The organism is Nakamurella lactea DSM 19367 (genome assembly GCF_000426645.1).
GTDB classification, from domain to species: Bacteria; Actinomycetota; Actinomycetes; order Mycobacteriales; family Nakamurellaceae; genus Nakamurella; species Nakamurella lactea.
In genome coordinates, this window is the sequence record NZ_AUFT01000007.1 from 63,772 (window position 1) to 85,802 (window position 22,031).

The 22,031-nt window shown below is 68.9% G+C and carries 18 protein-coding genes and 1 pseudogene; 11 read left to right on the plus strand and 8 right to left on the minus strand.

All coding sequences use genetic code 11. From position 1 onward, the window contains the following. The first annotated feature begins 78 nt into the window (after nt 1-78). Nucleotides 79-996: an alpha/beta hydrolase gene (locus K340_RS0108225; protein ID WP_029136368.1), complete on the plus strand. Its 918-nt coding sequence runs from the start codon at nt 79-81 to the stop codon at nt 994-996. Nucleotides 997-1,054: 58 nt separating this feature from the next. Here the strand turns inward: K340_RS0108225 and K340_RS0108230 are convergent, their stop codons facing one another. After that, nucleotides 1,055-1,423: a VOC family protein gene (locus tag K340_RS0108230; RefSeq protein ID WP_029136369.1), complete on the minus strand. Its 369-nt coding sequence runs from the start codon at nt 1,421-1,423 to the stop codon at nt 1,055-1,057. A 149-nt stretch (nt 1,424-1,572) separates the two neighbouring features. Between K340_RS0108230 and K340_RS0108235 the strand changes: the two genes are divergently transcribed. Next, nucleotides 1,573-2,235, plus strand: coding sequence for a dihydrofolate reductase family protein (locus K340_RS0108235; protein ID WP_029136370.1), 663 nt, complete (start codon nt 1,573-1,575; stop codon nt 2,233-2,235). 248 nt (nt 2,236-2,483) lie between these two features. Here the strand turns inward: K340_RS0108235 and K340_RS0108240 are convergent, their stop codons facing one another. Next, entirely contained in the window at nt 2,484-3,338 is an 855-nt protein-coding gene (locus K340_RS0108240; RefSeq protein ID WP_211229329.1) for a sigma-70 family RNA polymerase sigma factor, read from the minus strand. Between the two features lie 273 nt (nt 3,339-3,611). Here K340_RS0108240 and K340_RS0108245 point away from each other — a divergent pair, with 273 nt between their 5' ends. Together K340_RS0108245 and K340_RS28370 are read left to right on the plus strand one after the other, a co-directional pair. Then, the gene (locus K340_RS0108245; RefSeq protein ID WP_029136372.1) at nt 3,612-4,019 is read left to right on the plus strand and encodes an MmcQ/YjbR family DNA-binding protein; all 408 of its coding nucleotides are present in this window, start codon (nt 3,612-3,614) and stop codon (nt 4,017-4,019) included. Nucleotides 4,020-4,200: 181 nt separating this feature from the next. Continuing rightward, nucleotides 4,201-6,156 carry a serine hydrolase gene (locus K340_RS28370; RefSeq protein ID WP_051265472.1) on the plus strand — a complete coding sequence of 652 codons (1,956 nt, stop codon included), beginning with the start codon at nt 4,201-4,203 and terminating at the stop codon, nt 6,154-6,156. Nucleotides 6,157-6,201: 45 nt separating this feature from the next. Here K340_RS28370 and K340_RS28375 read toward each other — a convergent pair whose 3' ends face one another. The 3 genes from K340_RS28375 to K340_RS0108265 form a co-directional block, all read right to left on the minus strand. Then, nucleotides 6,202-6,867, minus strand: coding sequence for a class I SAM-dependent methyltransferase (locus tag K340_RS28375; protein ID WP_037363531.1), 666 nt, complete (start codon nt 6,865-6,867; stop codon nt 6,202-6,204). 47 nt (nt 6,868-6,914) lie between these two features. After that, nucleotides 6,915-7,490: a dihydrofolate reductase family protein gene (locus K340_RS0108260; protein WP_211229330.1), complete on the minus strand. Its 576-nt coding sequence runs from the start codon at nt 7,488-7,490 to the stop codon at nt 6,915-6,917. A gap of 102 nt (nt 7,491-7,592) precedes the next feature. After that, nucleotides 7,593-8,126: a MarR family winged helix-turn-helix transcriptional regulator gene (locus K340_RS0108265; RefSeq protein ID WP_029136374.1), complete on the minus strand. Its 534-nt coding sequence runs from the start codon at nt 8,124-8,126 to the stop codon at nt 7,593-7,595. Between the two features lie 83 nt (nt 8,127-8,209). Here K340_RS0108265 and K340_RS0108270 point away from each other — a divergent pair. Beyond that, a pseudogene (locus K340_RS0108270) lies at nt 8,210-9,100 on the plus strand (LLM class flavin-dependent oxidoreductase); the annotation flags it as partial. Nucleotides 9,101-9,111: 11 nt separating this feature from the next. Further along, a complete protein-coding gene (locus K340_RS28380; protein ID WP_051265474.1) occupies nt 9,112-11,475 on the plus strand; it encodes an LLM class flavin-dependent oxidoreductase in 2,364 nt (787 codons plus the stop codon). A gap of 29 nt (nt 11,476-11,504) precedes the next feature. Here K340_RS28380 and K340_RS0108280 read toward each other — a convergent pair whose 3' ends face one another. Further along, complete coding sequence (locus K340_RS0108280; RefSeq protein WP_029136376.1) at nt 11,505-11,879, minus strand: hypothetical protein; 375 nt, start codon at nt 11,877-11,879, stop codon at nt 11,505-11,507. Nucleotides 11,880-12,062: 183 nt separating this feature from the next. Here K340_RS0108280 and K340_RS0108285 point away from each other — a divergent pair, with 183 nt between their 5' ends. Then, nucleotides 12,063-12,407: a cupin domain-containing protein gene (locus K340_RS0108285; RefSeq protein WP_051265476.1), complete on the plus strand. Its 345-nt coding sequence runs from the start codon at nt 12,063-12,065 to the stop codon at nt 12,405-12,407. Nucleotides 12,408-12,431: 24 nt separating this feature from the next. Here K340_RS0108285 and K340_RS0108290 read toward each other — a convergent pair whose 3' ends face one another. Together K340_RS0108290 and K340_RS0108295 are read right to left on the minus strand one after the other, a co-directional pair. Beyond that, a complete protein-coding gene (locus tag K340_RS0108290; RefSeq protein ID WP_029136378.1) occupies nt 12,432-13,850 on the minus strand; it encodes a hypothetical protein in 1,419 nt (472 codons plus the stop codon). A gap of 425 nt (nt 13,851-14,275) precedes the next feature. After that, nucleotides 14,276-15,142 (minus strand): alpha/beta fold hydrolase, encoded by an 867-nt coding sequence (locus K340_RS0108295; RefSeq protein WP_029136379.1) that lies wholly within the window; start codon nt 15,140-15,142, stop codon nt 14,276-14,278. Between the two features lie 135 nt (nt 15,143-15,277). Between K340_RS0108295 and K340_RS28385 the strand changes: the two genes are divergently transcribed. The 4 genes from K340_RS28385 to K340_RS28395 all read left to right on the plus strand — a co-directional run bounded on the left by K340_RS28385 (nt 15,278) and on the right by K340_RS28395 (nt 21,998). Continuing rightward, nucleotides 15,278-17,059 carry an ABC transporter substrate-binding protein gene (locus K340_RS28385; RefSeq protein WP_154674143.1) on the plus strand — a complete coding sequence of 594 codons (1,782 nt, stop codon included), beginning with the start codon at nt 15,278-15,280 and terminating at the stop codon, nt 17,057-17,059. A gap of 146 nt (nt 17,060-17,205) precedes the next feature. After that, nucleotides 17,206-18,930, plus strand: coding sequence for an ABC transporter substrate-binding protein (locus K340_RS28390; RefSeq protein WP_051265480.1), 1,725 nt, complete (start codon nt 17,206-17,208; stop codon nt 18,928-18,930). A gap of 7 nt (nt 18,931-18,937) precedes the next feature. Continuing rightward, nucleotides 18,938-19,939 carry an ABC transporter permease gene (locus tag K340_RS0108310; protein WP_084614182.1) on the plus strand — a complete coding sequence of 334 codons (1,002 nt, stop codon included), beginning with the start codon at nt 18,938-18,940 and terminating at the stop codon, nt 19,937-19,939. Nucleotides 19,940-19,943: 4 nt separating this feature from the next. Beyond that, nucleotides 19,944-21,998: a dipeptide/oligopeptide/nickel ABC transporter permease/ATP-binding protein gene (locus K340_RS28395; RefSeq protein WP_211229331.1), complete on the plus strand. Its 2,055-nt coding sequence runs from the start codon at nt 19,944-19,946 to the stop codon at nt 21,996-21,998. The last annotated feature ends 33 nt before the right edge of the window (nt 21,999-22,031 follow it).

Genomic DNA, 22,031 nt, shown 5'->3' on the forward strand with positions numbered 1-22,031 from the left:
GCAGTCGGCGGCCGCGCTGGGGTCCGGCCGAGTAACCGGCAGTACCGTTCTGGCCAGACCCTGGAGCCAAGGAGCCGCGTGCGATTCGCTGTGAACACCCTGCTGGTCGACGTACCCGCCTGGCAGGTCGACAACGCTCGAGCCTTCTACGACGCGAGGACGCCCGGCCGTGGCCCGAGCACGCCCGAGGAGTTGCGGGACGCACGCGCAGCCAGATCCGCGCCCGCTCCCAGCGATCCGCCGGCCATCGAGGAGATGGTCGAAGCCGCGGGACGGCGGGTTCCGGTGCGGATCTTCAGGCCGACCGCAGGTCCGGCCCTTGGCGTCTATCTGGACATCCATGGTGGCGGCTTCTACCTGGATTCGGCGGCGCGCGGCGACGTCCGGAATCGTGAGCTCGCCGACGCTCTGCAGATGGCCGTCGTCAGCGTGGAGTACCGGCTGGCGCCCGAGCATCCCTGGCCCGCCGCGCCCGACGACTGTGAGACCGCGGCGCGGTGGCTGGTCGAAAACGCCGAGGGCCATTTCGGAACATCCCGGCTGACGATCGGCGGCAGCTCGGCCGGCGCAACGCTCGCCATGGTGACGCTGCTCCGGCTGCGGGACGGTGGCGACTCGGCCGGTTTCGGCGGCGCCGCACTGCTGTTCGGCACCTACGATCTGAGTGCGCAGACTCCAGCGGGCCGGCTGATCGCCGACGAGTACTTCATCCAAGCCTATGTCGGCGACGTGAAAGACCGTACTGTGCCGGACATCTCGCCCGTCTACGGCGAACTCCGCGGCCTTCCGCCGACGCTGCTGGTCGTCGGCAGCGCCGATGTGTTGCTGGAGGACAACCTCGCGATTGCAGGTCGGCTCTCCGCCGCGGGCAACGACGTCGAACTCAGGATCTATCCGGAGTCGCCACACGGGTTCACCGGCCACCCGACCGGCATTGCCGCGATGGCGCGGGCCGGCGTCGAAGCCTGGCTCCGGGAGCGGGCTGCCCACCGGTAGGACGGCCGGCCGATCCGGCGCGCATGCCGTGCCCCCGGCCGCTGCAGGTGGCGGGAGGTCAGCTCGGCCGCTGCTCCACCAGTCCGACGGTGTTGCCCTCGCTGTCGGTGATGAAGGCGTGCCACTCGTCGGTGCCCGCCGGACCCAGCGCCGCGTCCTCGTGCCGGAAGATCACCTGCGGTTCGGAAACGATCGGAACGCCCTGGGAGCGCAAACGTTCGATCGTGGCATCGATGTCGTCCACCCCGAGGTAGACCAGTGCGGGTGGCGCGTTGTTCTCCAGCAGCAGCCGAACGTTCCCGAGATCGAAGAACAGCAGCCCCGGCGGGTCGTAGACCGCGGCCGGTGCGGTACCGAGCAGGTCGCCATAGAACAAGGCTGCGCGCTGCAGATCGGCTGCGCGTTGAGCGACCTGGATCAGCACCATGGCACTCCTCGATTCTGCCTGCCCGCAGCGTCCCGTATCTCGGATACCCGAAGTAGGGGATCCGCGTCATCAGTATGGGCGCCGTCAGCCCGGTTCAGGAAGTACTGTGTTTCCGACCAGTTGCAGATCGCAAGCACTTGGAGGATGCAATGACGCAGGTACGCGTGCACAACTTCTCGATCTCGCTCGACGGCTTCGGAACCGGCGACGGCAGGACGGCCGAGGCGCCGTTCGGCCATGCCGGAGAACGGTTGCACGAGTGGATGTTCGCCACCCGGTTCTGGCGCGCGATGGTGGGCGAGCCTGGCGGCTCGACCGGCATCGACAACGCCTTCGCCGAACGTCACGAACCCGGCATCGGCGCAGAGATCATGGGCCGCGGCAAGTTCGGCTGGCAGACCGGCCCCTGGGAAGACCTGGGCACCGAGCGGGAGTGGCGGGGCTGGTGGGGCGAGAACCCGCCGTTCCACACCCCGGTCTTCGTGCTCACCCACCACCCGCGGCCGTCGGTCGAGCTGGAGGGCGGCACCACCTTCCATTTCATCGATGCATCACCGAAGGAGGCGATCGCTGCCGCGGCGGAGGCCGCCGGTGGCCTCGACATCCGGATCGGTGGCGGCCCGACAATCGTCAGGGACTTCCTGGCCGCCGGCCTGATCGACGTGGCGCACGTGGTCCAGGTGCCGTTGCTGCTGGGGCGCGGGGTCCGCCTGTGGGACGGGCTGGAGGGACTACAGGACCGCTACCGGATCGAGGCGGTGTCCTCGCCCAGCGGGGTGACCCACCTGACGCTGGCCCGTAATGACGGTTGACCGCAGCGCAGGCAACGCCTTGACCGACATCGGCGGCCGGCCCACCAACGGCGGTTCGCCACACCAAAGCACACACCGGCAGGAAAGAATGGCGCTGACGAAAGACGGGTGGGGCTGGTGACGGACGGTTCAACGCGCGACGAGTTGCGACTTCGGGCCGTAACGCTGCAGACGATCGAGGCCGCGTTGGCCCATCATGCGGAGATCTGGCGGCCGTTCAGTCCTTGCGCGGCGCCGACCGGATCGGCTCAGCCGCGAGGCCGCGGAAGGTTCATCGCCGCCAGCTGATCCGGATCCCGCATCGAACGGATCTCGACGATCCGGCCGTCCACCACGGTGCAGGCGAGCACGCCCAGCGGTCGGCCGCCCGCGCTCCAGGCCACCACCCCCGGCTCACCGTTGACCAGGACGCGCTGGGCGGTCGCCCTGGCCCGAGCGCCGCGCTCGGCGTGTGCGGCGACCTCGGTCGCACCGAGCCGGACGGTCACGCCATGGGCCGTCCGGGTCCGCCAGGTCACGTCCGGATCGAGCAGCCGCAGCAGTTCCTCGAAATCGCCCTTCCTGGCGGCCGCGAGGAAGGCATCGACCACCGCGCGCTGCTGCCGCCGTTCGGCGGTCGAGTGATGCGGCCCCTGCACCTTCCGGCGAGCCCGGCTGGCCAGCATCTTGCTCGCATCCGTTGACCTGCCGACGATCTGGCCGATGTCCTCGAACGGCACCGCGAACATGTCGTGCAACACAAAGGCCAAACGTTCGGCCGGGCCAAGGGTGTCGAGCACCACCAGCAGGGCCGGCCCGATCGAATCGGCGAGCAGCGCGGCGTCCTCAGGTCCCTCGGTGTCGTCCTCGGTGACCACCATCTCCGGCAGTTGTTCCTCGTACGACGTCTCGGGTTTGGCCCGACGCGAGCGCAGTTGGTCGATACATACCCGACCCACCACAGTGGTCAGCCAACCGGCCAGGTTGTCGATCCCGCCGGCGTCCAGGCGGGCCAATCGCAGCCAGGCCTCCTGCACGGCGTCCTCGGCGTCCGACCGGGAACCGAGCATCCGGTACGCGACCGCCTGCAGGCGCCCACGTTGCTCCTCGAATGCCGCCGCCACTGACTGCTCCGGACTCGGTCCCGGCACGTCGTTACCTCCTGCTGAATGGTGTTGTCATGAGGATGACGGATCGGCGACGGCCCGGGTAACCGACAACCGCACCAGTAGGCCTTCCATCCCGGCGGAGCCGTCGGCCGCCGCGCCTGGCGGCGTCCGGGTCGGCAGCCTCGACGCCGGCCGGGTCGAGGACAAGGGTGCCGTCCGATCACCGACTGTCGGTGGCCGGGTGTCGAATAGTCCGATGAACCGACGCTGCCACCTCGACCCGCCGGGATGACGAACGAGACGTCCGCGGCCCACGTCGCCCGGGTCGCGGGGATCTGTCTCGGGCTGCCCGAGGCCTACGAGGAGGATGCCTGGCGTGGGGTCCGGTGGCGGGTCCGGCAGCACACGATCGCTCACCTGGCCAGGGTCGATCCCGACGACGGCTCGCTCTTCAGCCGCGGGGCACCGGTACCGCAATCGATCGACGTGGTGACGTTCCGGTCGGCCGGAGCGGAGCTGATGGCCCTGGCGCACTCGGGCTACCCGTTCTACCAGCCGCGAGGGAGGTCCAACGTCTTGGCGCTGGCCCTTGAACCGGATGTCGATTGGGTCGAGCTGGCCGAATTGCTCACCGAGAGTTATCTGTTACTCGCGCCCCGCAAGCTGGCCAGGTTGGTTGAGCAGGCATCCGGCTGACGGATCGCGCAATCCGTTGACATCGCCGCGACGTCGTAGAAAACTTCCGCGCTGAGTGCGGGTCGCGTTGATGATTCACGTCATCTTGGCGTCGACGGGCGTCGACGGGCGTCGTCGGGCGGAGGTGGTCGGGATCGTCAGCCGTGCCTGCCGTTCCGGCTATCGAAGGGACAGACCAGCAATGTTTCGTCAGACGAATCCGGGTTCACTCACCGAGCGCAGGCAGCGCAGTGCCCGCCATCGATGGTTGGTCGTGCTTGCCTCGGTAGCGATCCTGGCGGCGTTGCTCCCGGCCACCGTGGTCTCCGCGGCCCCAAACCCGGCCGCCGACCCGGAATCACCGGGAACCGCAGCGTCGGCAGGAACCGCGGTCGCAGAGTCGGCGGACGCGCCGACCGGAGCGCGGGCCGGGGTATCGGCCGCAGCTCAGGGCGTCGCGCCCGCCGCCGACCCGACGACTCCGGTGTCGGCGACCACCGGCGGCGGCCCGACCCTTGACCAGGTGGTCGGTCACGGCGCGACGACGTTGCGTGACGGCACCCCGCGCCAGGCACACCTGATCGAGCAGTACGCCGACCGGATCCCGGTGGACGCCGCGCACGGGTCGGACCCCGGCACCGGCGTCGACGGACACGCGCTGTACCCGGGCAGCGTCGTCCTCGCGGCCCGCAACGGGGTGGTCGCCGAATACGCAGCCGAGGGCTACAACCTGCGTTACGCCGACCAGCAGGGCACCGAACTGCCTCGTGCGCAGTGGATCCCGACCACCAAGGACACCATCTACGACCTCGCCTCGCTGTCGAAGCTGTTCACCACGATCGTCGCCATGCAGCTGGTGGACCACCACGAACTGAACCTCGACGCCGCCGTCGCTTCCTACCTCCCGGCTTTCGCGCAGAACGGCAAGCAGGACATCACGATCCGGCAGCTGCTCACCCATTCCTCCGGTCTGCCGCCGGATCCCAGCCCGGGCCTGTGGACCTATCCGACCCGCCAGCAGAAGGTGGACGCGGTGTACGCCACCGTTCTGCAGGCCGCTCCCGGCAGCACCTACATCTACTCGGACCTGAACATGATCACCCTGCAGTTCGTCGAGGAGTCGATCACCGGCAAGACGTTGGATGTGTTGGTGCACAACGGCATCACCGGGCCACTGCGGATGACCGACACCATGTACAACCCGCCGGCTGCGCTGAAGTACCGGGTGGCGGCGCAGGAGTACCAGCTCACTCCGAACCGCGGTTTGGTCTGGGGTCAGGTACACGACGAGAACTCCTGGGCGCTGGACGGTGTGGCCGGCCACGCCGGGGTCTTCTCCACCGCGCACGATCTGGCGATCCTGTGTCAGATGATGCTCAACGGTGGCCGGTACGGCGGCGCCCGGATCCTGTCCAGGGCCTCGGTGTTGGCGATGCTGTCCGACTCACCGGCGATCCCCGGCCCGAACGGGCTCGGGTTCGAGCTGTACCAGCAGTGGTACATGAACGGGCTGGCCACGCCGTACACCTTCGGGCACACCGGGTTCACCGGTACCTCGCTGGTCATCGACCCGACAACCAAGTCGTTCGTCATCCTGCTTACCAACCATGTGCACCCGAGCCGGAACTGGGGGTCGGTCAATCCGCCGCGACGGGATGTCGCCGACGATCTGGCCCGCGCCGTCGGCGTCCAGCCCCGGCAGGGAGGCACTGCGTGGTTCGCCGGCATGGCCGACAGGACGACGACAACGCTGACCGTTCCGCTGACCTTGCCGGCGTCGTCCCGGCTCGACTTCGGCCTGTGGTACGACACCGAACCCGAATACGACTTCGTCCGTCTCGAGGCGTCGAACGACGCGGGTACGACCTGGACTCAGGTCCCGTTCACCCTTCGCGGCCGGAACCTCGATGTGCAGACGACCGGCGCCATTTCCGGATACGAAGGGCACCAATGGCTTCGGGCGCAGGCAGACCTGTCCTCGCTGACCGGCGCGGTGCAACTTCGGTGGCGGTACACCACCGACAACCTCTATCACGGGCGCGGCGTCTACGTCGACGCGGTCTCGATCCGGGCCGGACACACCGTGGTCTTCAACGACCGGCGGCCGGGCGATGCGGCCGCGTTCCAGCCGGACGGATGGGTGAGCAGCCGGGACTGACGCGCGGTCGGCCGGGGAGCCGCCGGCCGTCCGGAACTCGCCAGGTCAGGACTGCCCGGCGGCGTACCCGATGGCCAGGAACATGGTGAACAGCTGTCGGCCGCGGGCCTCGAGTTCCCGCTCGACCGAGCCGGCGTCCTCGACCGTGACGTCACGGAAGCCGGCCGTCCGCATCTGCCCGGCGAAGGTGTCCCGATCGAACCCGTGGTGGCCGGTGAACTCGGCGTGGTGGGCGTGGAAATCGCCGGCGGCGTCGGTGTCCAGTTCGACCACCGCAAGCCATCCGCCGGGGACCAGCGCTTCCCGCGTACGGCGCAGCAGTTGCTCGGCGTCCGACACGTGATGCCAGGTCAGCTGGCTCCAGGCGCCGTCGAAGGGCGCGCCCGGCGCGGATTCGCGTGCGAGATCGAGCTGGATCGCGGTGAAACGGTCGGCTAGTCCGGCGGCCCGGATGTTGACCGCTGCCGCCTGCACCATGCCGGGCGAGACATCGGACACCGTCACCGATCCGACGGCGTCGGCGAGGTTGAGGCTGAGCTGGCCGGTGCCGCCGCCGATCTCCAGGACGCGCTCGGACCCGGTCAGCGGCAACCGTTTCCGCAGCAGGGCGGCGGTGGTACGAGCGCGCTCGAGTTTCGCCGGATCGTCGTCCCAGGTCTTCGACGCCTCATCGAAATGATCGGTGCCGGACCCGTGGTCGTGGTGAGTCATGGCGTCCAGTGTGGCAGCCGTCGCGAGGGAGCGCAGGGTTGGCGGCCCTAGCGGTCCCGACGTCGGACCGGGTACCGAAGGTGGAGCGCGCGGTGTCCCTGCACCACGACCGGATCCTCGAGCAGTTGGTGGCCGTCGCGCAAGGTCGCGAAGTAGGGGATTCCCTCGCCGAACAGCACCGGGACCAGGCTGACGCACACCTCGTCGATCAGCCCGAGGTCCAGTGCCTGTTGGGTGATGGTCGGACTCGCGATGACCACGTCCTTGCCGTCGGCGATCTGCCGGGCGCGGGTGATCGCGGCATCAACCCCGTCGACGAAGGTCGTGGTCGGCCACCTGCTGGCGGCCTCGGTGGGCGGGCGGTGGGTGACCACGACGACCGGCGCGCCCACCGGGTGCTGATCGCCCCAGCCATCGGCGATGTCGAACAGATGCCGGCCGGCGACGAGCGCGCCGCAGCGGCCGGTCAGCTCACCCAGTACCTGGGCGCCGGCGTCGTCGACCCGGAACGTGACCGTTTCGTTCGGGTTCGGCACGGTGATCTCCCCCGCCTCGTACCACTCGAACAGTTCTCCGACCTGATCGCTTCGATCCGCGATGAATCCGTCCAGCGACATCGTCATGTGTGACCTCACTGCGCCCATGGCCGGCCTCCAGGTGTTCGTTGGCTGTCCCGGTATCGACCTGCCGCGAGCGCCGAATTCATCGGCCGCCTCGGCGATCGATCAGCGCGTGGCCCGAGCTGAACCGCGTTCCGGCGGCCCCGCGCCGATCCAGTCCTCGGCCACCTCGCACACGTCCGTCCCGACGCCGACCCCCCGGACATCCCAGGCAACCTGCTGCAGCATCGAACAGAGCGCGGCTCGGCGGGTGGCATCCAGTGAGCCGAGCACCTCGTCCTCGGCGGCCCGGACCCGCCGTTCCAGCCGGCGCAGGACGCGGCGGCCGGTGGCCGTCGCGACGACCCGGCGCTGTCGGCGATCGGTGGGATTCGATTGGCGCTGCACCAGATCTGCCGCCACCAGGTCGTCGATGACGTAGGTCATCACGGTGCGATCGATGCCCAGGTGGGCCGCCAAGGCCAGCTGACTCGGCTGTGCGCCATGCACCACCTCGGACAGCACTCGGTAGCCACGGTGTCCATGTGGCAGCTCGTCGACGATGTCGCGGACCGACGCCTCGTAGGCGCGCAGCAGCACGCCGAGTGACCAGCCCAGACCGCGCTCGGCGGTTCGCTGGTCGTCGCGGGCGGTGCTCATCCGGGAATCCTATCCACCAACCTGTTGTTGGGCAAACCAGTGGTGTGGCATATCATCTGTAAAACAACAGATTGGTGAGGAAAATGACGGACTACGGCCACGACCTGCTCTTCGGATCGTTCATCACCCCGACCAATCAGGACATCGAGGGTGTCCTGGAGCTCACCCGGGTGTCCGAGGCGGCGGGTCTGGACCTGGCGACCTTTCAGGATCACCCGTACCAGGCGGCGTTCCTGGACACCTGGACGCTGCTGAGCTACCTGGCCTCCCGCACCGACCGGATCCGGCTGGCCGGCAACGTCATCAACCTGCCGTTGCGGCAGCCCGCGGTGCTGGCACGGGCGGTCGCCAGCCTGGATCTGCTCAGCGGTGGCCGGATAGAACTCGGCCTCGGCGCCGGCGGCTTCTGGGACCCGATCGTCGCGATGGGCGGAGAGCGGCTCTCCGCCGGCGAATCGGTCCGGGCGCTGGCCGAGGGGATCGAGATCATCCGTGGCATCTGGGATGCGGACAACCACACCCGGCTGGTCGTCGACGGCAGCTTCCACCGGGTCGACGGTGCCAAGCGCGGGCCGGCGCCGGCGCACGACGTCGGCATCTGGCTCGGTGCCCTGAAGCCCCGGATGCTGCGGTTGATCGGCCGCAGCGCGGACGGTTGGCTGCCATCGCTCGGATACCTGAAGGGGCTGCAGCAGATCGCCGAATCCAACATGATCATCGACGACGCGGCGCTGGCCGCGGGCCGCGAGCCGGCCGCGATCCGCCGACTGTTGAACATCAACGGGCAACTGTCGGCCCAGCCGAGCGACCGGTTGCTGGTCGGACCGCCGCGACAGTGGGCCGAGCAGTTGGCCGCCCTCGCTCTCGAGTACGGCGTCAGTGCCTTCATCCTGGCCGGGGACGATCGGGACACGCTGGCACTGTTCGGTCAGGAGATCGCCCCGGCGACCCGCGAGCTCGTCGCAGCCGAGCGCTGAGAACGCCGATGGACTACGGACAGCCGTTGAGTTTCGGCGCCACCATCAGCCCGCGGAACGGCGCGCGGGCCGCCGGCGATCCGCTGGCCCCTGTCGTGCTCGCCCAACGGGCCGAGCGTGCGGGGCTGGATCTGGTCACGGTCGCCGATCACCCGTACCAGCCGGACTTTCACGAGACCTGGACCCTGCTCAGCTGGATCGCCGGGAGCACCGACCGGATCCGCATCGCCCCGAACGTGCTGAACGTGCCGATGCGGCTGCCCACCGTGGTGGCCAGGGCCGCGGCCAGTCTCGACCTGCTCTCCGACGGCCGTTTGGAGCTGGGACTTGGCGCCGGTCACTACTGGGAAGCCATGTCCGCCATGGGGATCAAGCGACTCGAGTCCGCCGAATCGGTGGCTGCCCTCGCCGAGGCGATCGAGATCCTCCGCGATCTGTGGGACACCAGCAAGCCGGGTCCGCTGCACTTCGCCGGGACTTACCACCGCGCCTCCGGAGCGGAACGCGGACCGGCGCCCGCGCACCGGATCCAGATCTGGATCGGCGCGGCCGGACCACGGATGCTGGACCTGATCGGCCGGGTCGGCGATGGCTGGGTGCTGCCCGGTGGCACCGCGGGGTTGGCCAGGCTGGCCGACGGCAACCGCCGGATCGACCGGGCCGCGGTCGCGGCGGGTCGCGACCCGCGGGAGATTCGCCGGGTGCTGAACCTGACCGGCAGCTTCGCGCCGTCATCCGCTGTGTCGTCGGCAGTTTCGTCCGAGATGTTGTCCGGCCCGTTCGCACTCGAGAGGTTCGACGGCCCACCCACACAGTGGGTCGAGCAACTCGTGCCGTTGATCGTCGACGGCGGCATCTCGACGGTGCTGCTGTCCGGTGACGACCCGGCCGCCATCGACGTCTTCGCCGCCGAGGTAGTGCCGGCCGTGCGGGAAGCGGTCGCCGTCGAACGGGCAGCCCGCGGCACCACCGTCCGGGTCGTCCCGCCGCTGCGGGTCCGGGCGGCGCGCCGGGACGGCATCGACTATGACGGCGTGCCGGCCACTCTCGCCGACGACGCGGTCGAACCCGGGGACGTGCGCTACGGCGCCGTCCGGTCGAACTACCTGCGCGGTGGTTCACCCGGATTGGTGCTGCGGCCGCGCACCGCCGAAGAGATCGCCGACGCGGTCACCTGGGCGCGCACGCAGCCGGTGCCGCTGTCGGTGCGCAGTGCTGGACACGGGATCTCGGGCCGTTCGACGAACGACGGTGGGATCGTCATCGACGTCGGACATCTGCGCCGGATCGAGGTGCTGGACCAGGCGAGCCGTCGGGTCAGGATCGAACCCGGGGCGCGCTGGGGCGAGGTCGCCGCGGCGCTCCGGCCGCACGGCTGGGCGCTGAGCTCGGGTGACTCCGGCGGGGTCGGTGTCGGCGGACTGGCCACCGCGGGTGGGGTCGGCTTCCTCGGCCGCGCCCACGGTTTGACCATCGATCACGTCCGCGCCGTTGAGCTGGTGTTGGCCGACGGCACCGCGGTCCGGGCCACCGAAGACGAGAATGCCGACCTGTTCTGGGGAATGCGCGGCGCCGGGTTCGCCCTGGGAATCGTCACCGCGTTCGAGTTCGAGGTCGACCAGGTCGGCGACGTCGGCTTCGGCCAGCTGACCTTCGATGTGTCCGAAGACCTCCCCGGCTTCCTGGTCCGCTGGGGGGCCGCGGTCGAGGCGTCGCCTCGGGACACCACGAGCTTTCTGACCATGGGACCGCCGCGCGCCGGCAAGACGGTCGCGCACACCATGAATGTGGTTGATTCCGACGACCCCGACACGGTGATCGAGCGGCTGCAGCGGCTCGCCGACATCGCCCCGCTGGCCGGCCAGCAGGCGCTGATCCTGCCCTACGACACGCTGGTCAGCGCGCCACCGCGGGGCGGACATCAGGCCGCAGGTGAACCGGTGTCCCGGTCCGGGCTGCTGGAACACGTGACGCCGGAGTTCGCCGCCGCCGCCGATCGGCTGCTGCGCAGCGGGACCACCTACTTCTTCCAGATCCGCGCGCTCGGCGGAGCCACCACCGACGTCGAACCGGAGGCGACCGCGTTCGCCCACCGGTCGGCGCAGTTCTCGGTGGTCGCGATGGGGGCATCGCACGACCGGATCGACCCGGTCTGGGATGCGATGCGACACCATTTCTCGGGGTTGTACCTGAGTTTCGAGACGGACCAGCGTCCCGAGCGGCTGCTTGAGGCGTTCCCGCCGGCCACCCTGGCCCGGCTGCGGGAGCTCAAACGCCGCTATGACCCGGACAACGTGTTCCGCGACAATTTCCCGCTCGCCTCTGGAGTTCCCGACGGCGCGATCGGCAAGGCCACCGGAAGGGTGTCATAGGCAGGCCGCGCGTGGCTCGCCACGGCTCGTCAGCGGCCCCGGACCAGCCCGCCGAACCGGCGGTGCGGCTGGGTCAATCGCTCGAGAGCAATCTTGGGCGGGTGGCGCTCGAAGTACGAGCGCACCGCCCGCACATGCGTGCCGGGGGGCACCGCCGGCGACCCGAAGTCGGCCAGCTTGGCGTTCATCACCACCCGCTCACCGATCGAGTAGTCGAGTTCCCGATGCCGGGCCCAGTCCTGGTGCGACCGGCGCACCTCGTCGAGGGCGCGTTGGGCGTTCTCGAGCTGATGTTTGCAGTCGTCGACCGCCGTTTGCCGCTCGTCGACGAGCTCGGTGATGACGTCGTTGATCAGCGCCTCGGCCAACCGGTCGGACTGTTCCGGTGTGAGTTCCGGCTCCATCGTTGCCTTCTTCCTTCGGGCACCATTGCCCGAACCCGACTGTCCCGACAACGGACGACCCGGGTCACCGGTTCCCGGCACGCCGGCTGCAGCCCGATGAGTTCGCGTCGGTTGTCCGGTCGACACGGAGGACGTCGTCGCAGCTCCGCGGGCGGCGGAAGGATTCAACGGAGAGGGCCAGCGATGAAGGCATTCGTGATCGAACGGCAGGACGGGCGTGACGACGGAGAGGACTGGGCCGAGAACTACGAGGAACTGCCCGGTGCGGCCGGCGTCTCGCTGATCTTCGAATCCACTACCCAGGAGGGCGTCGGGCCACGCCTGCACCAGCATCCCTACGCCGAGACGTTCGTCATCCGCCGTGGTGGCGCGGTGTTCACCGTCGACGGTGAACAGCAGACCGTTCGTGCCGGCCGGGTCCTGGTGGTGCCGGCCGAGACGCCGCACAAGTTCCGGACGCTGCCGGGCGGCTACGAGGCCGTGCACATCCACGCGAACGAGCGGTTCGTCACCACCTGGCTGGAGTGAGGTTCGGGCAGCGCGGCATCGGCGTCAGGTGTGGTCCTTCTTCTGACGTTTGCTCGGGTGCCCCTTCAGCTGAGCTTGCGAGGCGGTCGTCTTGGTCCCTTGCGGATGGGCTGACTGCGGTGTCGCCGTCTTCGCAGCTTTGAGCGCCTTGGCCTTCTCCCGCTTCTCCTTCCGATCCTTCAACTTCTGATTGTCCTTCATCAAGATCCCCGGTGGGAACTCGGTCACCACACCGTGTTTCGGCTGAACCATGGCGTCGATCTCGATCGCTCCGGTGCCGTAGCCGCCGAATTCCTCCGGCGCGCCGACGCTCATGTGGGCTCGGAAGAAGTGGCTGGGACGGACGATGATTCCTTCCTTGAGCAGCGCGTCGCGGCGCCCGGCGATCGCGGCGTCGAAGCGATCCGTGATGATGTCGAGCAGTTTCGCGAGCGCTGGTTTGCAGGCGTTGCCGCACACGGTATTCGGGTTGGAGGCGCCGAAGACCTGCAGGGAGTTGAACACCAGCGCGGCAGGCCGTTGAGTCTTGTCCGCCCGCGCCAGCAACTTCTCCACCAGCTCGGTGATGATCGGCGGCAGTTCCCGGGTGGTGGCACCCAGCGCCTGCGGCTCGGAGTGAAAGCACAGCGACGACAGCGAGCCGGAGGCGATGGTGTATCCACCCTTGACCGAGGGATCCTTCTGGTTGGCCAGACTCAGATCCAGCTTTCCGCCGCGTTCCTGGTGTGTCCATGGCAGCGTGGGCTTGAACTGGTCGAACTGCTTGGCGTACACGGCGGCCTGCTGTACCCCGCCGCGCACCTCGTCACCGATCTCCACCGGGGTCAGCGCGGCCCGGCTGCTGGTCTGTTTCGACGTGTCGCCCTTGGGCATCGCCTTTCCGCTGCTCTGGTACATCGGCGACCGGGCGAGGACCTCCAGGCCGTTGGTCTCCTGGTCGATCAGTTCGCGCCAGCCCCATTCCGTGTGTTCCATCGGGGTGATTCTGAACGTCAGTTGCAGTTCGTACTGGAAGACATTGGTGGTGGGGCGGGGGTCGACGTTCATGCCGGATTCCTTCCGGCGGTTCTTGGCCACATCCGCGGACAGGGTGTCGAGCCGCTCCTTCCCGACCACCTGTGCCGGCGGCCGGACACTACCGCCGTGGTAGGGAGTCTGCTCGATCTCCATGTAAATAGGCAGGTTCGCGCGGCTGGACTCGTACTTGTTCCCGGAGCCGTACTTGGGTGCCGGCAGGCGATTGTTCGGCTCCGTGGTCGGCTGACGTTGGTACATCGAGTACAGCGCCGTGTCGCCGGTGAGGCAGTATTCGGCGAGGGTTTCGACGCTGTGAAAGACGAACAGTAGATCCTTGTCGTCCAGCAGCCGCCGGTACCGCTGCTGCGCCTTCGGGTCGAGCTTGGCAACCACCTCCTCGGCAGTCGGCTCGCCCGGTTTCTTCATCCGGAAGTCGACGAGGCGACGGATCACAGGTGCCGGGGCGGGCGCGCTGGGCTTGCGTCGCAGGGCCGTGAGCTTGCTCGGCAGGTCGGGTACCGGGGCTGACGCTCGAGTCGCGGGCGACCCACCGGCCGTCGTCCGCCGAGGGGCTGTCAGATGTGGGACCACCGCCGGGAAGGCGGGCACCTGACTATCCGTCGGCGCCGGTGATGAGGACGTCACCGATCGACGAATCGGCTCGGCCGGCATCCGCAGCGGAACGCTCAGTGGTTCGGACAACAGGCCACCTCCTCGCGTTCCACCAGGATGATCGCCGGTCTCGCCGGCGTCAACGGTCCGAATGCGCCGAAAGTCGATGGCGGCCGGCCGTTGCCCCGTGCGCGGGACCCACTCGGCAGGTCGAGGCCTCGTCAGCCCCGTCGGTGCCGTCAGCCTCCGTCCAGCACCTCGCGGAGCCGGGCGCCGAACTCCTCGGGCTTGCCGGCGTGGCCGTACTCGCCGCCGATGAATCCGACGTGATGGCTGGGGAACACCGCCGGCTGCTGGCCGAGCAGTTCGGCGGTGGCGACCGACGTGCGGCCGGTGAACACTCCGGCCGATTCCTCGCCGACGGCGATCACCACCCGGGTCGGCGCCGCCGCCAGCGCGGCCGGGTCGATCCGGTAGCTGCTCACCGGCCAGGAGGCGTCGGACAGCAAGGGGTCGCCCCGGGTGCCGTCGTCCTCGGACGGCATGCCGAAGGCGGCCGGGTCCGGGACAGGCTGGTCGAAGTAGGCATCGGTGTACTCGCCCTGCCACGAGGTCTGGGCGATGAACGCGGCCATCCCCGCGTTGGATCCCTTGGCCTGATAGACATCTCGCACTCTGGCCCGGGCGCGCTCGGCGGCCTCGGCGTCGGGCACCACGGCGATCAGCGGCGGCTCGTGCGCCACCAGGGTGTGCACGTCGTCGGGATGCGCGGCCACCAGCGCGAGTGCCGTCACCGCGCCGCCGCTGCTGCCGAACAGGTCGACCGGACCGGCATCGAGCTCGGCGATCAGCGCGTGCACGTCAGCAGCCTGGCTGTCCGGATCGTGATCGGTCCGGCCGTCCTTGCGGACGCTGCGCCCGAGGCCGCGCGGGTCGTAGGTCACCACCGTTCGGTCCGGGAACTGCGCCACCAGGGCGGTGAATCCGCTGGCGTCCATCGGCTGGCCGATCAAGACCAGTGGCCGTCGGCCGTCCGTGGGCGGTAACGGCCCGTGCACGTCGTACACCAGGTCCACTGCGTCATTCGAGAGCGTATGTGTCTTCATGGGCAGTGAGACCGTCGTAGCCGCCGGGAATCATCGGGGCTGCGACCGATCTCATCCCCGTCGTGATCAGGCGTGTCGCTCGGCCGCTTGCACCAGGATCGGGCGCCACCATCGTGCAATCGGACGATGCCTTCGGTGTCCGCCACGTGGATCATGAGCGCCACCATCGGACCCGTCCTGGAGGCACTCATGCGGTCGTTGCGTCAAGTACTCCCGTTCGTCGTGGCCGGCGGTCTCGTCCTGACTGGATGTGGTGGCGGATCGGACGCCGGCACATCGGCCTCGTCGCCGAGCGCCGCGGCCGAGGCGTCCGCCACGGGTTCCACCACCGCGGACAGCGCCACCGCGAACACCACCGGAGCATCAACGGCCGCATCGTCCGCGGGATCCGCGGACGGGGGGTCAACCGACGCCGGATCCGTCGGGTCCGGTGGCACCGTCACCATCGGTATGCCCAACGACCCGGGCAACCTCGACCCCTCGATGACGGTGCTGTCCGCCACCAGGTCCGTCTCACACTTCACCTACGACACCTTGGTCAATCAGATGCCGGACGGTTCCTTCGTGTCGGGGATCGCCGCCAGCTGGAAGGTGCAGCCCAGCTCCATCGAATTCACCCTGAATCCGGACGTGACCTGTTCGGACGGCAGCAAGTTCACCGCGACCGATGCCAAGAACAACATCGAGTTCGTCTCCGACCCCAAGAACAAGTCGCCGTTGCTCGGGGTGATGCTGCTGCCCGGACTGACCGCCAGTGCCGACGATGCCAAGCACACCGTCACGGTGACGTCGCCATCGCCGAACGCCTTCCTGCTCAACGGGTTCGCCGGAGTCTTCATGGTCTGCAGGGCCGGCCTCGCCGACCACAAGAAGCTGGCCCAGCAGGCCATCGGTACCGGGCCGTTCGTGCTGTCCGAGGCGGTCGCCGACGATCACTACACCTTTACCCGCAACACCAAATACACCTGGGGGCCAGGTGGGAGACCCATGGAGGGCGCAGGGGTTCCGGACACGGTGAACGCCAGAGTCATCACCAACACCACCACCCTGGCGAACCTGCTGATCTCCGGTGAGGTCAACATCGGCACCGTGGTCGGCGCCGACGCGACCCGGCTGAACGAGGCCGGCCTGAAACACGCGGATGTGAAGGCGCCGCTCGGTGAGTTCTTCTTCAACCAGGACAAGGGTCATCCGGGCGCCGACCCGGCGGTCCGTGAGGCGCTGATCACCGCACTGAACCGGGACGCGCTGATGAAGGTCAGCGCCGGCGGCACCGGCAGCCCGTCCGCCGGCCTGGTCACCATCGAGCCGCGGCCGTGCGGTACCGACACGGTGACGGGCCATCTGCCGGACTACGACGTTGCGAAGGCCAAGCAGATCCTGGACGCCGCCGGCTGGGTGCCGGGTGCGGACGGGATCCGCGCCAAGGACGGCGCCAAACTCGCTCTCACCTTCATCTACCCGCAGCAGGGCGGCGACGCGCTGGCCGCGGGCGCCGAACTCCTGGCGCAGATGTGGAAGGAGTTGGGGGTCGACACCAAACTGCAGGTCATCTCGCCCACCCAGCTCAACGAGGTCGCGTTCGGGACCGGTGCCTGGGATGCCGGCTGGATCCAGATCGGCATCAGTCTGCCCTCGCAGCTGCCGCCGTTCCTGTCCGGGCCGGTCCCGCCGAACGGCACCAACTTCGCCCATCTGGCCAACGCCACCTACGACCAGGACAGCAAGAAGGCACTGGCCACCGGTGACGTGAAAGCGGCCTGCGCGCTCTGGGACTCGGCCGAGACGGCGCTGTTCACCGCCTTCGACGTGACGCCGATGTTCGATGCGAACACCTCTGCGTACATGAACGGGGCGACCATGAACGTCGTCGGCGGCGAGTTCGACGCCACGTCGATCCGGCGGACCACGGGCTGAGCTGACGGCCGACTTCGGCGATCCGGCGGCCGCGCCTTCGGCGCTTCCGACCAAACTGCAGGTGCATCATTGTGCAATCGAACGATGCCTTTCGCGGGCCGGCCCGAGGACGATTGGCCGATCGAACATCGCCTAGGAGGCAACCCATGCGGTCGTCGCATCGACTCCTTCCCGTTCTGCTGACCGCCGGCATCATCGTCACGGCCTGCGGCGGGTCGGATTCCGGCAGTTCCCCGACTGGCACTGCCAGCCAGGCGGGTGATTCCGGCGCCGGCACCACGGCGCCGGCATCCCCCGACGCCTCGGGCCCGTCCGGCTCGGACGCCGCCGAGACTTCCGGGACGGCCGAGGCCTCGGGATCGGGCGCGCCAGGTGCGGGATCCGGTGGCACGCTGACCCTCGGTCTGGCCAACGACCCGGGCAACCTCGATCCGTCGATGACGGTGCTGTCGGTGACCCGCAGCATCTCGCACCTTGCCTACGACACCCTGATCAATCAGTCCACCGACGGATCGTTCGTCTCCGGCCTGGCCACCAGCTGGAAGGTGAAGCCGGACAGCATCGAGTTCACCCTGAACCCGGACGTCACCTGCTCCGATGGCAGCAAGCTCACCACCGAGGATGTCAAGGCCAACATCGACTTCCTCTCCGACCCGAAGAACAAGTCGCCGCTGCTCGGCGTGATGCTGCCACCGGGGCTGACGACCGAGGCCGACACCGCCAAGCACACCGTGACCGTCACCTCGCCCGCACCGAATGCGTTCCTGCTCAACGGCTTCGCCGGCGTCTTCATGGTCTGCAATGCCGGCCTCGCCGATCACAAGAAGCTGGCCCAGAAGACCATCGGGACCGGTCCGTTCGTGCTGTCCGAGGCGGTCGCCGACGATCACTACACCTACACCCGCAACGAGAAGTACGCCTGGGGGCCCGGCGGCAAGCCGATGGAGGGTCCAGGGGTCCCGGACACCGTGAACGCCAGGATCATCACCAACCCGACGACCCTGGCCAACCTGCTGATCTCCGGTGAGGTCAACGGCGGGACGGTGATCGGAGCGGACACCGCCCGGCTGGACGCAGCGGGTCTGAAGAAGGTCGACGTGAAGGCCCCGCTCGGTGAGTTCTTCTTCAACCAGGACAAGGGCCGGCCGGGCGCCGACCCGGCCGTTCGGGAGGCCTTGATCACCGCCCTGAACCGGGAGGCCCTCACCAAGGTCGGCACCGCCGGCAAGGGCGCCGCCTCCACCGGCCTGGTCACCATCGACCCCCGGCCGTGCGGCACCGACACGGTGACCGGCCACCTGCCGGACTACGACCTGGCCAAGGCCAAGCAGATCCTGGACAACGCAGGCTGGGCACCGGGTGCTGACGGCATCCGGGCGAAGAACGGCACCCCGCTGCAGTTCACCTTCATCTACCCGCAGGCCGGTGGCGACTCGATGGCCGCGGCCGCCGAGTTGGTCGGTCAGATGTGGAAGGAGCTCGGTGTCGGCACCAAGCTGCAGAGCGTCACCTCCACCCAGCTCAATGAGGTTGCGTTCGGTACCGGCGCCTGGGATGCCGGGTGGGTCCCGGTCACCGTCAACCTGCCATCGCAGCTGGCGCCGTTCCTGTCCGGCGCGGTTCCGCCGGACGGCACCAACTTCTCGCACCTGGCCAACGCCACTTACGACCAGGACAGCAAGAAGGCGCTGGCGACCGGCGACGTGAAGGCTGCTTGCGCGCTGTGGGATTCGGCCGAGACGGCCCTGTTCACCGCGTTCGACGTGATCCCGATGTTCGACACCAGCAACGCGATGTACCTGAACAAGGCCACGGTGAACCTGGTCGGCGGCGAGTTGGATGCGCCGTCGCTGCGGCTGACAGCGGGCTGATCCGTCGATGGCAACGGTCGAGACCACCATCGCTGGAGCGAGCCGACGACAATCTTTGCTGGCCAACGAATGGGTGCGGTTCGCCGTGCGTCGGTTGGGCATCCTGGTGTTGTCGATGTGGTTGCTGGTGACCTTTGCCTTCGGCATGATCCACCTGATCCCCGGCGACCCGGTGCGGGCGGCGCTCGGCTTCAACGCCGACCCGGCACTGGTCGCCGCCCGCCGCGCCGAACTCGGCCTCGACCAGGGCCTGCTCACCCAGTACTGGACCTACCTCGGCCAACTGCTGCACGGCGACCTCGGCACTTCCTTGCAGAGCAGACTGCCGGTGTCCCAGGTGATCTCGGATCGACTGCCGAACACCCTGGCGCTGGCCGGCATCACCTTCGTCGTCACCCTGCTGATCGCGGTTCCGCTCGGGGTCGGGATGGCGATCCTCACCCAGCACGGCCGCCGGCGAGGCACCGAGCTCGGCTACACCAGCGGAGCCATGGTGCTCTCGGCCATTCCCGAGTTCCTGCTGGCGGTGGTGCTGGTGTATCTGTTCGCGGTCAAGTTCCAGCTGCTGCCGATCGCCGGCCGGGCCGGGTTCAGCTCCTTCATCCTGCCGGTCGCTGCCATGACGTTGGGTTCGGCGGCGGCCATCTCCCGGATCGTCCGGGTGGAGATGCTGTCGGTGCTCGGCCAGGACTTCGTCCGGACGGCGGCGGCCAAACGGCTGCGCCCGCACCGCATCTACCTGCGGCATGCACTACCCAACGCGATGACGGCGACCCTCACCCTTTCCGGGCTGCTGCTGTCCAGTTTGGTCGCGGCCACCGTGCTGGTGGAGAACATCTTCGCCTGGCCAGGCCTCGGGCCGACCATGGTCAGCTCGATCCTGTCCAAGGACTTCCCGATGGTCAGGGCCATCGTGCTGGTCTACGGCGGCCTGGTGTTGCTGATCAACCTGGTGGTGGACATCGTGCTGGCGATCGTCGACCCGCGCTCCGCGATCCGGAAGGCCTGACGCCGTGTCCGCAGCCAACGACCACGTCGACGCGAGTGTCGACTCCACTGCCAAGGACGCAGCGCCGTCGTCCGGAAAGCCGGTGTCCGGACGGCGGTCCCGGCTGGCCATGCTGTTCGCCACCCCGGTAGGAATCGCGGCGATCACTGCCGACCTGCTGGTCATCCTGCTGGCCGTCTTCGGGCCGATCATCTGGGGCACTCGGGCCGAGACCAACGACTTCGACAACCTGGATTCGGGACCGATCTCCGGCCACCCGTTCGGCACCGACAAGCTGGGCCGGGACATCTTGGCCAGAGTGCTGGTGGCCGCCCGGCTGTCGATCGGGCTGGCGTTGTCGGCGACCCTGATCGGCATCGTGGTCGGTGTGCTGATCGGCACCATGGCGAACCTGGCCGGGCGCAGGCTGTCCCGGGTGTTCTCGACCTTCATCGGTATCGCCGTCGCCTTCCCCGGTCTGCTGCTCGCACTGTTCTTCGCGGTGATCTTCGGGGCCGGACCGACCGGCGCGGTGCTGGCCCTCGGCGCCGCCATGGCGCCAGGTTTCGCCCGGCTCACGCAGACCCTGTCTGCCTCGGTGGTCGGCCGGGACTTCGTGTCCGCGGCAAAGGTTCTCGGCGTCAGCCGGCTCCGCGTGCTCACCCGGCACGTGGTGCCGAACATTGCTGAGCCGCTCATCGTCAACGCCACCCTGGCCGCCGGCTCCTGCCTGCTCGCCTTCGCCGGCCTGTCGTTCCTCGGCCTCGGCGTGCAGTTGCCGTCCTACGACTGGGGCCGGATGCTGGCGGAGGGGCTGAATGCGATCTACACCAACCCGATGGCCGCGTTGGGCCCGGCGCTGGCGATCGTGTTGAGCGGCCTGGCCTTCAACCTCACCGGCGAACTCGGCGCGCAGCTCGCGGGTCGGCGGACCACTCGTGGCCGGCGCCGGCAGCGCGGTGCCGCCGACGGGTCGGACGACCAGCGCGCCCCGGGTGCCGGCGGGCTGCCGGCCGCGGCCGACACGCCGTCATCGGATGCGGTGCTGGTGGTCCGCAACCTGCGGGTGAGTGTGCGGACCGACGGCGGGACGATCGAACCCGTCCGCGGAGTCGATCTGACCGTACGAGCCGGTGAAGCGGTCGGCATCGTCGGCGAATCGGGATCGGGCAAGAGCCTCACCGCATTGTCGATCGCCGGCCTCACCCACGAGCCGTTGGAGGTGACGGCCGACGAATTGTGGTTCGACGAACTGGATCTGCGGTCGGCGATCGGCCGGCGTGGCCGGGCCCAGCTGGGCACGTCGCTGAGCCTGGTCTTCCAGGATCCGATGAGCTCGCTCAACCCGACCATGCGGGTCGGCGACCAGCTGGCCGAGGTGGCCACCGAGCATCAGCATCTCAGCTGGAAGAACGCGCGGGAGCGTGCCGTCAGCCGGCTGCGGGACGTCCGGATCGCCGCGCCGGGTCGCCGGGCCAGGCAACTGCCGCACGAGTGGTCCGGCGGGATGCGGCAACGGGCGATGATCGGCATGGGCCTGATGGGTGAGCCGAAGCTGCTGATCGCCGACGAGCCGACCACCGCCCTGGATGTCACCGTCCAGCAACAGGTTCTGGAACTCCTCGAGTCGACCAAGCAGCAATCGGGAGCGGCGTTGCTGCTGATCTCGCACGACCTGTCGGTGGTCAGCTCGGTGTGCGACCGGGTGGTGGTGATGTATGCCGGGCGGATCGTCGAGGAGCTGCCGACCGCCGACCTGGAGCACGCGCGGCATCCCTACACCAAGGCGCTGTTGCGTGCCGTCCCCTCGATGGACACGCCTCGGGAGGAACCGTTGGCCACCATTGCCGGCCGGCCGCCGGATCCGGCGAGCCTGCCGGTCGGCTGCCCGTTCGCCCCGCGGTGCCCCCGGGCCGACGACCGCTGCCGGGTCGAGCCGGCGCTGCTGCCGGTCGCCGGTCGCCGGGCGCTCGGGCTGGCCGCCTGCCATCACCCGCACCTCGACCCGGTGTCCGAAAGCGGCGTCAGCATCGTGGACATCAGCAAGGTCGGCGCCCCCGGGATCGGGGAGACGCGATGAGCGAGCGACAGCGAGCGAATGATGGCGCCGGTC

Excerpts from the sequence above, each read along its gene's own strand:
- K340_RS0108295 (WP_029136379.1), bottom strand. The coding sequence starts at position 15,142 with ATGAAGACACATACGCTCTCGAATGACGCAGTGGACCTGGTGTACGAC.
- K340_RS0108245 (WP_029136372.1), top strand. The coding sequence starts at position 3,612 with ATGACGAACGAGACGTCCGCGGCCCACGTCGCCCGGGTCGCGGGGATC.
- K340_RS28375 (WP_037363531.1), bottom strand. The coding sequence starts at position 6,867 with ATGACTCACCACGACCACGGGTCCGGCACCGATCATTTCGATGAGGCG.
- K340_RS0108260 (WP_211229330.1), bottom strand. The coding sequence starts at position 7,490 with ATGACGATGTCGCTGGACGGATTCATCGCGGATCGAAGCGATCAGGTC.
- K340_RS0108280 (WP_029136376.1), bottom strand. The coding sequence starts at position 11,879 with ATGGAGCCGGAACTCACACCGGAACAGTCCGACCGGTTGGCCGAGGCG.
- K340_RS0108310 (WP_084614182.1), top strand. The coding sequence starts at position 18,938 with ATGGCAACGGTCGAGACCACCATCGCTGGAGCGAGCCGACGACAATCT.
- K340_RS0108290 (WP_029136378.1), bottom strand. The coding sequence starts at position 13,850 with ATGAAGAAACCGGGCGAGCCGACTGCCGAGGAGGTGGTTGCCAAGCTC.
- K340_RS0108230 (WP_029136369.1), bottom strand. The coding sequence starts at position 1,423 with ATGGTGCTGATCCAGGTCGCTCAACGCGCAGCCGATCTGCAGCGCGCA.
- K340_RS0108285 (WP_051265476.1), top strand. The coding sequence starts at position 12,063 with ATGAAGGCATTCGTGATCGAACGGCAGGACGGGCGTGACGACGGAGAG.
- K340_RS28380 (WP_051265474.1), top strand. The coding sequence starts at position 9,112 with ATGGACTACGGACAGCCGTTGAGTTTCGGCGCCACCATCAGCCCGCGG.
- K340_RS0108265 (WP_029136374.1), bottom strand. The coding sequence starts at position 8,126 with ATGAGCACCGCCCGCGACGACCAGCGAACCGCCGAGCGCGGTCTGGGC.
- K340_RS28370 (WP_051265472.1), top strand. The coding sequence starts at position 4,201 with ATGTTTCGTCAGACGAATCCGGGTTCACTCACCGAGCGCAGGCAGCGC.
- K340_RS28390 (WP_051265480.1), top strand. The coding sequence starts at position 17,206 with ATGCGGTCGTCGCATCGACTCCTTCCCGTTCTGCTGACCGCCGGCATC.
- K340_RS0108235 (WP_029136370.1), top strand. The coding sequence starts at position 1,573 with ATGACGCAGGTACGCGTGCACAACTTCTCGATCTCGCTCGACGGCTTC.